Source organism: Pseudoxanthomonas sp. J35 (assembly GCF_000513995.1).
Lineage (GTDB): Bacteria > Pseudomonadota > Gammaproteobacteria > Xanthomonadales > Xanthomonadaceae > Pseudoxanthomonas.
In genome coordinates, this window is the sequence record NZ_KI911337.1 from 1 (window position 1) to 13,495 (window position 13,495).

Genomic DNA, 13,495 nt, shown 5'->3' on the forward strand with positions numbered 1-13,495 from the left:
CGCACCGTCATCTTCCTGATCGCCGGCAAGCTCGACTTCTCGCGCCTCAACCCGCACGTGGCATAACCCACTCGAATTTCAAAAGAGCCAAAAAAGAAGAGGCCGGGTGAGAAATACCCATACCCCCGAAGAATTCTACGAAGAGCGCACAACAGGCTGCGGAACTAAGGGCTCGAAACGGATCTCTCCCGGAGCTTTGCAACTTCTTGGCACCAAACATCCAGGTCACCGGTCCCGGCCTGTCCGACCTGCTGGGCGGCAAGGCGGATCTGGCGTCGGTGATCAGGCCGGTCGCCGGCACGCAGAACCTGAGCTACCTGCCGCGCGGCGACATCCCGCCGAATCCGTCCGAGCTGCTCATGCACCCGCGCTTCGCCCAGTTGCTGAAGGTGGTGGCCGACCAGTACGACATCGTCATCGTCGATACCCCGCCGATCCTGGCGGTGACCGACGCGGCGCTGGTGGCGGCGCATGCCGGCTCGAATCTGCTGGTGACCCGCTTCGGCGTCAACCAGGCGCGTGAGATCGCGCTGACCGTGCAGCGCTTCGAGCAGAACGGCGTGCCGGTCAAGGGCGCGATCTTCAACGCGGTCGAGAAGCGCGCCACCGGCTACTACAGTTATGGCTACTACGACTACCGGCCGGCCGACGCGCGCGCCTGAGCGCGCCGGTTGACGCCGTAAGCCGCCGCGCCGCCCACGGCCCGTGCGGCGGCGTGGTTGTATCCTTGCGCCATGGCATACGAGCGCTACGAAACGCCCATCCTGCCGCCGGTCCCGCGCTGGCGTGAGCGGCTGGGGCAGTACTGGAAACTGGTGCGCGGCGACCGCCCGATCGGCGTGCTGCTGCTGTTGTGGCCGACCTGGTGGGCGCTGTGGCTGGCCGCCAAAGGGCTGCCGGACCTGTGGACGCTGTTCGTGTTCACCGCCGGCGTGTGGCTGACCCGTTCGGCCGGCTGCGTCATCAACGATTACGCCGACCGCTGGCTGGACCCGCAGGTCGAGCGCACGAAGGAACGGCCCCTGGCCACCGGTGCAGTGTCCGGGCGCGAGGCGCTGGCGGTGTTCGCGGTGCTGATGCTGGTGGCGTTCGCGCTGGTGCTGACGCTCAACCGGCTCACCATCCTGCTGAGCTTCGTCGGCCTGTTCCTGGCCTCGACCTATCCCTACCTCAAGCGCCACACCTACCTGCCGCAGGTCTACCTGGGCATGGCCTTCGGCTGGGGCATCCCGATGGCCTTCGCTGCGGTGCTGGGCGAGGTGCCCGCGCTGGGCTGGCTGCTGTATTGCGCCAACATCCTGTGGTCGACCGCATACGACACCTGGTACGCGATGGTCGACCGCGAAGACGACATCCGCGCCGGCTCGAAGTCCACCGCGATCCTGTTCGGCGACCTGGACCTGGTCGCGCAGGGCATCCTCTACGCGCTGACCTTCCTCGCGCTGGCCCTGGTCGGTCGCCAGGCGCAGCTGGGCGTGGCCTACTGTGCCGGACTGGGCGCGGCGCTGTTGCTGGTGGCCTGGGAGTTCTGGATCGCGCGCCGCCGCGAGCGCGGCCCCTGCTTCCGCGCATTCCTGCACAACAACTGGGTCGGCCTGGCGGTGTTCGCGGGCATCGCCGTGCATTACGCCCTGTAGCCACACTTGGGCATCGCCCGCGGCGTGCCGCGCTGCCGCGTTTCCCGTTGTCGCCAACGCAGCGAGTCACCGCCGCCCCGTAGAGCGGGGCTTGCCCCGCTCCCCCCGCATCCGCAGCCGCCGCTCCCCAGGTGCAGCCGCCCGTCCAGCGGCTTTTCGCGGGTACGGGCACATCCGGCGTAGGAGTCGGGCAAGCCCGACTCTACAGGCGCGGCTCGCCGCCGCTCTTGTAGAGCGGGGCTTGCCCCGCTCCCCCGCATCCGGAGCCGACGCTCCACCAGGTGCAGCCGCCCGTCCAGCGGCTTTTCACGGGCGCCGGCACATCCGGCGTGGGAGTCGGGCAAGCCCGACTCTACAGGCGCGCCTCGCCGCGCTCTTGTAGAGCGGGGCTCGCCCCGCTCCCCCGCATCCGCAGCCGCCNNNNCNCCNGGTGCAGCCGCCCGTCCAGCGGCTTTTCACGGGTGCCGGCACATCCGGCGTGGGAGTCGGGCAAGCCCGACTCTACCTCTGGGAGAGGGGTTGGGCGCCGGCGCGTTACCGCGTCAGGACGGGCGCGCCAACACGCTTGCGCATGTACACGGCGACGAGGATCTGCAGCAGGCCGTAGACCAGCGCGCCGATCCCCAGCCACAGGGCGATCGCGGCCACGCCGAGGTCCGGGTGGGCCAGGAACAGGATGCCCAGCGCCAGGGCCAGCACGCCGCTGAGCACCAGCAGCCAGTTGCCCTGGAGCATCCGCCGCAGCATTGCCGCGAAGACGATGCGCGCGATGCCGGCCACGACGAGCCACAGCGCCAGCAGCCACACCAGCGCGGTGGCCACCGCCTCGGAACGGAAGATCGCAAGCAGGCCGAAGCCGATCGAGGCCAGTGCATACACCAGCAGCAGCCAGTTGGGCAGGGCGATGTCCTTGCGCAGCACGCTCAGCAGGCTGATCACGCCGTCGCCCAGCGCCAGCAGGCCGAAGGCCATGATGATCACCCATACCGTCGATTGCGGCTGGGCCAGCGCGAACACGCCGAACGCGATCGCCAGCACGCCATACACCGCGAACATCCACCAGGCACGGAACATGGGGTTCTCCTGCAATGCGATGGAGCGTGGCGGCATGGTCGCCGCCGCGAAGGATGCGGCTCAGTCCGACTTCGGCTGGTACTTGCGCAAGCGCAGTCCGGCGACCACGTGCGCCACGCCGTAGACCAGCGCGCCTGCGCCGATCCACAGCGCGGTGGCAAACAGGCCCGTCGCCGGATTGCGCAGGAACAGGATGCCCAGCACGATCGCCAGCACGCCGCTGAGCGCGATCAGCCATTCGCCGACGATCTCCTTGCGCACCCGGATCGCGAACACGATCCGGAACACCCCGGCCACGATCAGCCAGAACGAGAGCATCAGGAACAGGATCCCGGCGGTGGCCTTGGGATTGGCCACGGCGATGACGCCGAAGGCGATCGAGGCCAGCGCGTAGAACAGCAGCAGCGCCTTGGGCACCGCCACGCGCTTGTCGAACAGCGCCAGCAGGCTGGCGATGCCATCGGCCAGGGCCACGATGCCGAAGGCCCAGGCCATGGCGACCAGCGCCTGGAACGGCTTGGCCAGGGTCACCAGGCCGAACACGATGCCGATCAACCCGAACAGGACCGACACCCACCAGCTGCGTCGCACCTCCTCGCTCGTGCCCGCTTCCATGGCGCCCTCCAGGGGGATCCGGACCGGTCAGCGACGGGATACGCCTGGCAGGGCCCCCTGTCAAATCGCCTCGCCAATGTCCCCTCTCCCCATGGGAGAGAGGCTGTATCGGCGCCTCCTGTAGAGCGGGGCTCGCCCCGCTCCCGCGCATCCGGAGCCGAGGCGCGATCAGAAGCGGGAATTTGCGTCGTCACTCTTGCCAGCGCCAGGACATCCGGCGCGGGAGTCGGGCAAGCCCGACTCTATGAATAGAGGGGACCCCCGTAGAGCGGGGCTTGCCCCGCTCCCACACTTCCGGAGCCGAGGCGCGATCGGAAGCGGGAACCTGCGTCGCCCTCTTGCCGGCACCAGGACATCCGGCGCGGGAGTCGGGCAAGCCCGACTCTACGAAATGCCTTCGAGATGGGCTTATCACGGCGCCCGCGCGCAGACCCAGGCGTCGACCCGTTCCACGCCCGCCCGGCGCAGCGCCCGCGCCGCGGCATGCAGGGTCGCGCCGGTGGTCATGACGTCGTCGACCAGGACCACGTGCGCGGGCATGGCGATGTCGCTGGCGCGGAACGCATCGCGCAGGTTGCGCCGGCGCGCGGCGGCATCCAGTTCCGACTGCGCCGCGGTGGCGCGCACGCGCCGCAGCAGGTCCGCGCGCAGCGGCAGCCCGAGCGTGGCCGCCAGCGGCCGTGCCAGTTCCAGGGCCTGGTCGTAGCCGCGCCGGCGCAGGCGGCTGCGGTGCAGCGGCACGGGCACCAGCGCCTGCGGCCGTTCGCAGCCGGCGAAGGCGCGGGCTATCAGCTGCGCCATCAGGCGCCCGGCGGCGAGGTCGCCATGGAACTTGTAGCGCGGCAGCAGCCGGTCCAGCGGCGGGGCGTAGAGGAAGGCGGCATGGACCTGCTGCAGCGGCGGCGGTCGTTGCAGGCAGGCCCCGCAGACGCCGGGGGCGGGCAGGGGCAGGGCGCAGCAGCGGCAGGCATTGTGCAGCTCCGGCAGGCTGGTACGGCAGGCCGGGCACAGGTCCAGTCCGTCGGCGCCCGGTTCTGTGCACAGCAGGCAGCGCAGCGGCAGCAGGCGGTGGGCGAGGGTGGCCAGGCGCGCCGGCAGGTCCTTGAACAACATGGCCTGTAAACCATCCATGGCTGATCCGGGTTGACAGTGGCAGGGGCGGATTCCCAGACTGCCCGCGCCCGCTTCCCGGCGCTGTCAGGAAACCCCACGCCATGCCTTCGGAAATCCGCCACGACTGGCGGCGCGAGGAACTGCTCGCGCTGTTCGACCTGCCGCTGCCCGAGCTGCTGTTCCGCGCCGCCAGCGTCCACCGCGAGCATTTCGACCCGGCCGAGGTCCAGGTCTCGACCCTGCTGTCGGTGAAGACCGGCGGCTGCCCCGAGGACTGCGGCTACTGCCCGCAGGCGCAGCGCTACCACACCGGCGTCGACGCCACGAAGCTGATGGACACCGACGAGGTGCTGGAGAAGGCCCGCCAGGCCAAGGCCGCCGGCGCGTCGCGCTTCTGCATGGGCGCCGCCTGGCGCAGTCCGAAGGACCGCGACATCCCCAAGGTCGCGGCGATGATCGCCGGGGTGAAGGCGCTCGGGCTGGAGACCTGCGCCACCCTGGGCATGCTGACCCCGCCGCAGGCGCGGGCGCTGCGTGAGGCCGGGCTCGACTACTACAACCACAACCTCGACACCGCGCCGGAGTTCTACGGCGACATCATCCACACCCGCCAGTACCAGGACCGCCTGGACACCCTCGGACACGTGCGCGAGGCCGGACTGAAGACCTGCTGCGGCGGCATCGTCGGCATGGGCGAGACCCGCGAGCAGCGCGCTGGCCTGCTGCAGGCGCTGGCCAACCTGCCGGCGCACCCGGACTCGGTGCCGATCAACCGCCTGGTGCAGGTGCCGGGCACGCCGCTGGCCGGCACCGCCGAACTGGACCCGTTCGAGTTCGTGCGCACCATCGCGGTGGCGCGCATCGCCATGCCGCGCTCGATGGTGCGGCTGTCGGCCGGGCGCGAGGCGATGTCCGACGAACTGCAGGCACTGTGCTTCGCCGCCGGCGCCAACTCGATCTTCTACGGCGAGAAGCTCCTCACCACCGGCAACCCCGACGTCGAACGCGACCAGGCCCTGTTCGCACGGCTCGGTCTGCGGCCCATGCCACTCGCCCAGTGTGATGACCGTCACGGAAAGTCGACGGTGGCTGGCGGTACCGTGCATGCCGACATCACCGGACCGGCGCCCGCCTGCGGCTGCGCGGCCTGAACTGGAAGGGGGCCCCGGGGGACGGGGCAGGAACATGGCACGTACCGATATCCACGACCGCATCCATGCCTTGCGGCGCCAGCGCGCCGCCCAGGGCCGCCTGCGCCAGCGCCGCACCGTCACCCGTCGCGACGGCGTGCGCCTGGAAGTGGATGGCCGCTGGCTGACCGGCTTCTGCAGCAACGACTACCTCGGCCTGGCCACGCAGTTCGAAGTCGGCGCCGCCCTGCAGGACGCGTCCGCGCGCGAAGGTACCGGCGCCAGCGCCTCGCACCTGGTCTGCGGCCACCATGCCCTGCACGAGCAGCTCGAACGCGAGATGGCCGACTGGCTGGGCGTGCCGCGCGCGCTGCTGTTCGGCAGCGGCTTCATGGCCAACCTCGCCGTGCAGCAGGCCTTCCTCGAGGACGAGGACGTCTGCGTCCAGGACCGCCTCAACCACGCCAGCCTGATCGATGCCAGCCGCCTGGCCGGCTGCCGCCTGCGCCGGTATCCGCACCTGGATCCGGAAGGGGCGATGCGCCAGCTGCGCAACGCGCCCGACGGCGCGGCGATGCTGATCACCGACGGCGTCTTCAGCATGGACGGCGACGTCGCCCCGCTGCGCGCGCTGTCGCTGGTCGCGCGCACCCAGGAAGCGCTGATGTACGTGGACGACGCCCACGGCGTCGGCGTGCTCGGCCCGCAGGGCCGCGGCACGGTGGCCGAGGCCGGCCTCGGCGTGCTGGAAGTGCCGCTGCAGCTGGCCACGCTGGGCAAGGCCCTGGGCGGCTACGGCGCGGTGGTGGCCGGCGACGAGGACCTGGTCCAGCACCTGGCCGAGGTCGCGCGTCCCTACCTGTACACCACGGCGCTGCCGCCGGCGCTGGCGGCGGCCTCGCTGGCCGCGGTGAAGCTGGCGCGCCGCGACGAATGGCGCCGCGAGCGCCTGCGCGAACTGGTCGGCCAGTTCCGCACCGGCGCCGGCAAGTTCGGCCTGGAGCTGATGCCGTCGAACACGCCGATCCAGCCGGTGCTGTGCGGGGACGAAGCCACCGCCTCGGCGATGTCGCGCGCACTGGAGGAAGCCGGTTTCCTGGTCACCGCGATCCGTCCCCCGACGGTGCCCGAAGGCCAGTCGCGCCTGCGCGTGACCCTGTCCTCGCTGCACACCCCGCAGCAGGTCAACGCCCTGCTCGCCGCGATCGCCGACGCCCGCGACCGCGCAATGCGTGACGCGGCCTGACGCCGCCGCCCTTCCCCCAAGCGAGAAGCTCGTAGAGTCGGGCTTGCCCGACTCCCCGGCCGGATGTCCCGGCGTCGGCGGAAAACGGCGACGCAAGCCCTCCGCTTCTGGTGCGCCGTTGTCTGCGGATGCGTGGGAGCGGGGCGAGCCCCGCTCTACAGGGGCGAGGGGCGCCTCCTCAGCGCTGCACCTGCTCCGACTCCACGACCATGTCCAGCACGTAGGCGTAGCGCGAGGCGTCGGCCGGAACGTCCTGGCGGGTGTAGCGGTCGATGCGCAGCACGTTGCGCACGCCGGGCTGATGCGTGTAGCCCTCGATCTCGTCGTAGAAGTTCTGCCACTGGCCCGGTTCGCCGACGCGGAGGCCGTTCTCGTCGAAGCGGATCTCGCGCACCTGCAGGCACTGCTTGTCCGGGATGAGCGGGTGGTCGCAGGGCTTGGTCTCCGCGCCGACCTCCAGGAAGATCCGCTCGCCCGGGCCGCCGAAGCGGGTCGCCGCGGTCGGCGCGCCCTGGAAGACCAGGCGGCTGCCGTCGGCGCCGGTGAGCACCAGTTCCGGCGTATCGCCCGCGGTGGCCGCCACACCCAGTTCGCCCGACAGGCGCGCGCCAGCCTCCGCATCGAGGGCGGACAGCTTCGGATCGGTGCAGGCCATCATCGTCGAGGCCATCCGGCCCAGCGTCAGCCGGTCGCCGGCCAGGGTGTAAGCGCCGTTCATGCGATTGCAGGTGTTGGAGACCGACACGCGACCGTCGGCGAAATCCAGCTGCAGCGGCTGCTCGGGGCGCACGAACAGCGCCTCGATGCGCTGGCCTTGCGCGTCGGTCGCGTCGGTCAGGCGCCAGTGGTGCGCGGGCAGCAGGCTGGCCGGATCGGCCGCGGCCAGCGGCGGCGGCGCGGCCGGATCGGCGGCCATCTCGCCGGGCGCCGGCGCACCGGGTTCGGCGGGACGGTTGCAGCCGGCCAGGGCCAGCGGCAGCAGCAGGAGGAGGATGTGCGGAGCCTTCATGGACAACCTCCGGGCAGGGCCGGCCTGTGTGGCCGGCAGGCGAATGTTCGACTGCGACGGACGACAGAACGGCTGGATGCGCCCGGCGGGGTTCAGCCCGCGTGAAGAGGGTTCAGCTGCCGGCCGGCATGAACGCCAGCAGGCCCAGGCCCAGGGCGATGCGGTAGATCGCGAAGCCGGTGAAGCGGTGGCCCTTGATGTAGCCCATCAGCCAGCGCACCACCACGAAGCCGGTGATCGCCGCGGCCACGAAGGCCAGCGCCACGTCGCCCCAGGGCTCGCGGCCCAGGCCGCCGTCCTTGACCAGTTCCAGGAAGGCATAGCCGCTGGCCGCGAACATGGTCGGGATCGCCAGCAGGAACACGAACTCGGCCGCCGCCGAACGCCGGCTGGTGCCGGCCAGCATCGCCAGGAAGATCGCGGCCGCCGAACGCGAGGTGCCGGGGAAGATGCCGGCCACCACCTGCGCCAGGCCGACCAGCACCGCGACCTTCCAGGTCACGGTGGCCACGTCGCCGCGCTTCTCGGCCACGCGCTCGGCGACCAGCATCCACAGGCCGCCGAGGACCAGCGCGGTGGCCACCGGGGTCACCGTTTCCGGCAGCTCCCAGCCGGCCAGCCGCACCGGCAGGCCGACCAGCGCGGTCACCAGGAAGGCGACGCCCAGCTTGAGCACGTAATCGCGGTTGGCCGGGTCGTGCAGGTTGCTGGCCAGTTCCCACAGGCGGGTGCGGAAGGCCAGGACCACGGCGAGGATCGCGCCGGCCTGGACGACGATGTTGAAGAAGTCCGAACGCGCGCCGAGCCAGTGCTGGGCGATGAGCAGGTGTCCGGTACTGGAGATCGGCAGGAACTCGGTCAGGCCTTCGAGGATGCCCAGCAGGAGGGCGGAAAACAGGTCGGACACGTGCGCTGCCGGAGTGTGAAAGGCGCACGAGGATAGCCGAAGTGAAATGGCTCCTGCTCGTTGCACCATTATGGTTCATCGCGCGCACCCAAATGATGCACTCTTGTGGTGCATTCATCCCCGAATCCGGGATGTGTTCAGTGGAATCAATGACTTGTGAGCGCCGGAAAGTTGGCACGCGGCCTGCTTGTATGCCGGTACCCATCAACCCGAGGTTGCAAGCGATGTCCGTGGAAAACGTTGAGAAGCTGATCAAGGACAACCAGGTCGAGTTCGTCGACCTGCGGTTCGTCGACATGCGGGGTGTGCAGCAGCACGTCACCTTCCCGGTCAGCATCGTCGAGCCGGCCCTGTTCGAGGACGGCAAGATGTTCGACGGCAGCTCGATCGCTGGCTGGAAGGGCATCAACGAGTCCGACATGGTCCTGCTGCCCGACGCCAGCACCGCGGTGCTGGATCCGTTCACCGCCGATCCGACCCTGATCCTGACCTGCGACATCCTCGACCCGGCCACCATGCAGGCCTATTCGCGCTGCCCGCGCGGCGTGGCCAAGCGCGCCGAGGCCTACCTGAAGTCGCTGGGCATCGCCGACGCCGCGTTCTTCGGCCCGGAGCCGGAGTTCTTCATCTTCGACGCCGTGCGCTTCGCCAACGACATGGGCCACACCTTCTTCGAGATCGAGTCCGAGGAGGCGGCCTGGAACAGCGGCACCAAGTACGAATCCGGCAACACCGGCTACCGCCCGGGCGTCAAGGGCGGCTACTTCCCGGTCGGCCCGGCCGACTCGCTGCACGACCTGCGCGCCGAGATGTGCAAGACCCTGGAAGAGGCCGGCATCGAGGTCGAGGTCCACCACCACGAAGTGGCGACCGCCGGCCAGTGCGAGATCGGCACCAAGTTCAGCACCCTGGTGAAGAAGGCCGACGAGCTGCTGACGCTGAAGTACATCGTCAAGAACGTCGCCCACCGCAACGGCAAGACCGCCACCTTCATGCCCAAGCCGATCGTCGGCGACAACGGCAGCGGCATGCACGTGCACCAGTCGCTGTCCAAGGACGGCAAGAACCTGTTCGCCGGCGACGGCTACGGCGGCCTGTCGCAGCTGGCGCTGTGGTACATCGGCGGCATCTTCAAGCACGCCAAGGCGATAAACGCCTTCGCCAACTCCGGCACCAACAGCTACAAGCGCCTGGTCCCGGGCTTCGAGGCGCCGGTGATGCTGGCCTACTCGGCGCGCAACCGCTCCGCCTCGTGCCGCATCCCGTGGGTGTCCAGCCCGAAGGCCCGCCGCATCGAGATCCGCTTCCCCGATCCGCTGCAGTCCGGCTACCTGACCTTCACCGCGCTGATGATGGCCGGCCTGGACGGCATCAAGAACCAGATCGACCCGGGCGCGCCGAGCGACAAGGACCTGTACGACCTGCCGCCGGAAGAAGAGAAGAACATCCCGAAGGTGTGCTCGAGCCTGGACCAGGCGCTCGAGGCGCTGGATGCGGACCGCGAGTTCCTGAAGGCCGGCGGCGTGATGAGCGACGACTTCATCGACGGCTACATCGCGCTGAAGATGCAGGAAGTCACCAAGTTCCGCGCGGCCACGCACCCGCTGGAATACCAGCTGTACTACGGCAACTGAGCAACACGGCGCGCGCGGCGGGGAGTCGCGCGCGCTGCGGTTTGCGGCCGGGCCGGAAACCGTCGAAGAAACAAACACGAAAGGAAAGAAACAGCAACACTGCTCCAGGGGAACGAAGGGATTCACGGGCCTGCATGACCTCCCCCAAGAAGTCGGATGCAAGCCCTGAATCGGTGTGCCGCGGCCAGCACGGCGCGGCCATGTCGTGCGGGGGCGCCGGGTCCAGGGGGACCCGGCGCGATCCCCGGGTTCCGAACGCCGGCCTTTGTGCCGGACCCTCCACCATCGGGATGCGAACATGAAACTGATTACCGCGATCATCCGGCCGTTCAAGCTTGACGAGGTGCGCGAAGCCCTCGCCCAGGCGGGCGTGTCCGGTATCACCGTGACCGAAGTGAAAGGCTTCGGTCGCCAGAAGGGCCACACCGAGCTGTACCGCGGCGCCGAGTACGTCGTCGACTTCCTGCCGAAGATCAAGATCGAGACCGTCGTGACCGACGACCGCGTCGACGCGGTGCTGGAAGCCATCCAGCAGTCCGCCGGCACCGGCAAGATCGGCGACGGCAAGATCTTCGTCACCGCCGTCGAACAGGTCATCCGCATCCGCACCGGCGAGCTCGGCGCGGACGCGCTTTAACCCACCCCTCGGAGAAGCCCATGAACATGCGATTCCTGGCCGGGTGGAAGTCCCGGTTCTATGCCGTGTGCCTGACGATGCTGGTTTCGGCCATGGCAACCACCTCCTTCGCCGCGCAGGCGCAGGAAGAAACCGCCGCGCCGGCCGCCGGAGAAGTGGCCGCCGAGGTCGCCGCGGCGGCCGACGCCGCCGGCGAGGCCGTGGCCGAAGTGGCCGCCGCGGCCGTCGTCGAAGAAGCCGCGCCGGCCGAGGAGGAGGCTTCGCTGGATTCCGGCGACACCGCCTGGATGCTGACCTCCACCATGCTGGTCCTGCTGATGATCGTGCCCGGCCTGGCCCTGTTCTACGGCGGCCTGGTGCGCAGCAAGAACGTGCTGTCGGTGCTCAGCCAGGTGATGGTCGTCGCCTCGGTGGTGATCGTGCTGTGGGCCTTCTACGGCTACAGCGCGGTGTTCTCCGAGGGCAACGCGTTCTTCGGCTCGTTCAAGGAGAAGGCGTTCCTGGCCGGCATCACCACCGCCAGCCTCAGCGGCACCATCCCGGAGCTGCTGTTCGTCGCCTTCCAGTCGACCTTCGCCGCCATCACCACCGCGCTGATCGTCGGCGCCTTCGCCGAGCGCATCAAGTTCAAGGCGGTGCTGCTGTTCTCGGTGCTGTGGTTCACCTTCAGCTACATCCCGATGGCGCACATCGTCTGGGGCGGCGGCTACCTCGCCGAGCTGGGTGCGATCGACTTCGCCGGCGGCACCGTGGTCCACATCAACGCGGGCGTGGCCGGCCTGGTCGGCGCGTACTTCGTCGGCAAGCGCCTGGGCTTCGGCCAGGTCGCGCTGAAGCCGCACAATGTGCCGTTCACCTTCATCGGCGCCTCCCTGCTGTGGATCGGCTGGTTCGGCTTCAACGCCGGTTCGGCCGCCGCCGCCAACGACACCGCCGCCCTGGCCTTCATCAACACCATCCTCGCCACCTCGGCGGCGATCGTCGGCTGGACCCTGGTCGAGGCCCTGACCAAGGGCAAGCCGTCTGCCCTGGGCGCGGCCTCCGGTGCGGTCGCCGGCCTGGTCGGCATCACCCCGGCCTGCGGCACCGTCGGTCCGCTGGGCGCGATCGTGGTCGGCTTCGCCGCCGGCGTGATCTGCGTGTGGGGCGTCACCGGCCTGAAGAAGCTGCTGAAGGTCGACGACACCGCGGACGTGTTCGGCGTGCACGGCGTCGGCGGCATCGTCGGCGCGATCCTCACCGGCGTGTTCACCGCGCCGTCGCTGGGCGGTACCGGCGACGCCGACTTCGACATCGGCCACCAGGTGTGGGTGCAGGTGGTCAGCGTCGGCTTCACCATCGTCTGGTGCGCCGTGGTCACGGTCGTCGCCCTGCTCATCGCCAAGGTGCTGTTCGGCCTGCGCGTCAACGAAGAGGCCGAGCGTGTCGGCCTGGACATCAGCTCGCACGGCGAATCCGCCTACGAGGCCTGATCGACGTAACGACCGGTCCGCGGCACGCCGCCGCGGACCGGGGTTTTTCCACCGGGGCCACCGCTTCCCGCGGCGGCCTCCGGAGACGCGCACGGCCGGGGGGCGCAGCGCAACAGCCACTGCCGAGGTGATCCCGTGTTCGCGGCTTCCTTCCGCATCCGCAGCAGCCGTTCCCGCCCGCCTGCGGGCGACGGCGGTCGCGGACCGCGCGTGCGGCCCTTGCCTTCCGCGGCGCATCCCGCTGCAATGAGGCATGGCCAACGTGTTCCGTCACACCCCGATCATCGCGCTCGCCCTGCTGCTGGGCGCCTGCGCGCAGGCGCCGGTACGCAACCCCATCGCGCAGTGGGAAGCCTCGCCGAACCACGACGAGCGCCGCGCGACCATCATCGTGCTGCATGCGACCGAGCAGGAATCGGTCGCGCAGAGCCTGCTCACCCTTCGTACCGCCAACAGCGGCGGGCCGGTGAGCTCGCACTACCTGGTCGGCGCCGGCGGCGACCTGTACCAGCTGGTCGAGGACTCGCGTCGCGCCTGGCACGCCGGCGGCGGCAACTGGGGCACGATCACCGACCTCAACTCCGCCTCCATCGGCATCGAGCTGGACAACGATGGTGGTGAACCGTTCCCGCCCGCGCAGATCGACGCGCTGCTGCGCCTGCTCGAAGACCTGTGCACGCGCCTGGGCATCCCGCGCCACGCGGTCATCGCTCACGCCGACCTGGCGCCGACCCGCAAGCGCGATCCCGGCGCGCAGTTCCCGTGGGCCGAGCTGGCCCGCGCCGGCTTCGGCCTGTGGCCGGATCCGGCCGATGGCGATCCGCCGCCAGGCTTCGACCCGTGGCTGGCGATGCAGGCCATCGGCTGGCCGCTGGACGACCGCGCCGCGGCCGTGCGCGCCTATCGCCGGCATTACCGCGGCGACGAGGCCGACACCCTCGACGCGGAAGACCTCCGCATCCTGCATTCGCTGGTCCAGCAGGCCCGCAAGCGGCGCTGAACCCCGGCGCGGCGCGGGATC

Annotated in this window: 13 protein-coding genes; 8 read left to right on the forward strand and 5 right to left on the reverse strand. The window is 70.0% G+C overall.

Annotated features, from left to right (window positions below; genetic code table 11):
* Window positions 1–206 precede the first annotated feature (206 nt).
* Window positions 207–662 (forward strand): hypothetical protein, encoded by a 456-nt coding sequence (locus tag PSEJ35_RS0114240; protein ID WP_028918360.1) that lies wholly within the window; start codon window positions 207–209, stop codon window positions 660–662.
* Between the two features lie 72 nt (window positions 663–734).
* Window positions 735–1,637, forward strand: coding sequence for a 4-hydroxybenzoate octaprenyltransferase (gene ubiA / locus PSEJ35_RS0114245; RefSeq protein ID WP_037083474.1), 903 nt, complete (start codon window positions 735–737; stop codon window positions 1,635–1,637).
* A gap of 534 nt (window positions 1,638–2,171) precedes the next feature.
* Here the strand turns inward: ubiA and PSEJ35_RS0114250 are convergent.
* The 3 genes from PSEJ35_RS0114250 to PSEJ35_RS0114260 form a co-directional block, all read right to left on the reverse strand.
* Window positions 2,172–2,711 carry a DUF308 domain-containing protein gene (locus tag PSEJ35_RS0114250; RefSeq protein ID WP_051412708.1) on the reverse strand — a complete coding sequence of 180 codons (540 nt, stop codon included), beginning with the start codon at window positions 2,709–2,711 and terminating at the stop codon, window positions 2,172–2,174.
* Between the two features lie 60 nt (window positions 2,712–2,771).
* A complete protein-coding gene (locus PSEJ35_RS0114255; protein ID WP_028918363.1) occupies window positions 2,772–3,326 on the reverse strand; it encodes an HdeD family acid-resistance protein in 555 nt (184 codons plus the stop codon).
* Between the two features lie 411 nt (window positions 3,327–3,737).
* Window positions 3,738–4,439, reverse strand: a complete 702-nt coding sequence (locus PSEJ35_RS0114260; protein WP_232207682.1) for a ComF family protein — start codon at window positions 4,437–4,439, stop codon at window positions 3,738–3,740.
* A 101-nt stretch (window positions 4,440–4,540) separates the two neighbouring features.
* On the opposite strand from PSEJ35_RS0114260, the gene bioB reads away from it, so the two are divergent.
* A complete protein-coding gene (gene bioB / locus PSEJ35_RS0114265; protein WP_028918365.1) occupies window positions 4,541–5,590 on the forward strand; it encodes a biotin synthase BioB in 1,050 nt (349 codons plus the stop codon).
* A 34-nt stretch (window positions 5,591–5,624) separates the two neighbouring features.
* Window positions 5,625–6,815 (forward strand): 8-amino-7-oxononanoate synthase, encoded by a 1,191-nt coding sequence (gene bioF / locus PSEJ35_RS0114270; RefSeq protein WP_028918366.1) that lies wholly within the window; start codon window positions 5,625–5,627, stop codon window positions 6,813–6,815.
* A 178-nt stretch (window positions 6,816–6,993) separates the two neighbouring features.
* Here the strand turns inward: bioF and PSEJ35_RS0114275 are convergent, their stop codons facing one another.
* Window positions 6,994–7,824 (reverse strand): META and DUF4377 domain-containing protein, encoded by an 831-nt coding sequence (locus PSEJ35_RS0114275; protein ID WP_028918367.1) that lies wholly within the window; start codon window positions 7,822–7,824, stop codon window positions 6,994–6,996.
* A gap of 112 nt (window positions 7,825–7,936) precedes the next feature.
* Window positions 7,937–8,731, reverse strand: coding sequence for an undecaprenyl-diphosphate phosphatase (locus PSEJ35_RS0114280; RefSeq protein WP_028918368.1), 795 nt, complete (start codon window positions 8,729–8,731; stop codon window positions 7,937–7,939).
* 224 nt (window positions 8,732–8,955) lie between these two features.
* Between PSEJ35_RS0114280 and glnA the strand changes: the two genes are divergently transcribed.
* The 4 genes from glnA (at window position 8,956) to PSEJ35_RS0114300 (ending at window position 13,474) form a co-directional block, all read left to right on the forward strand.
* Window positions 8,956–10,365 (forward strand): type I glutamate--ammonia ligase, encoded by a 1,410-nt coding sequence (glnA, locus tag PSEJ35_RS0114285; RefSeq protein WP_028918369.1) that lies wholly within the window; start codon window positions 8,956–8,958, stop codon window positions 10,363–10,365.
* A gap of 298 nt (window positions 10,366–10,663) precedes the next feature.
* Window positions 10,664–11,002 (forward strand): P-II family nitrogen regulator, encoded by a 339-nt coding sequence (locus PSEJ35_RS0114290; protein WP_024868950.1) that lies wholly within the window; start codon window positions 10,664–10,666, stop codon window positions 11,000–11,002.
* 20 nt (window positions 11,003–11,022) lie between these two features.
* Complete coding sequence (gene amt / locus PSEJ35_RS0114295; protein WP_028918370.1) at window positions 11,023–12,474, forward strand: ammonium transporter; 1,452 nt, start codon at window positions 11,023–11,025, stop codon at window positions 12,472–12,474.
* Window positions 12,475–12,727: 253 nt separating this feature from the next.
* Entirely contained in the window at window positions 12,728–13,474 is a 747-nt protein-coding gene (locus PSEJ35_RS0114300; protein ID WP_028918371.1) for an N-acetylmuramoyl-L-alanine amidase, read from the forward strand.
* Window positions 13,475–13,495: the final 21 nt, after the last annotated feature.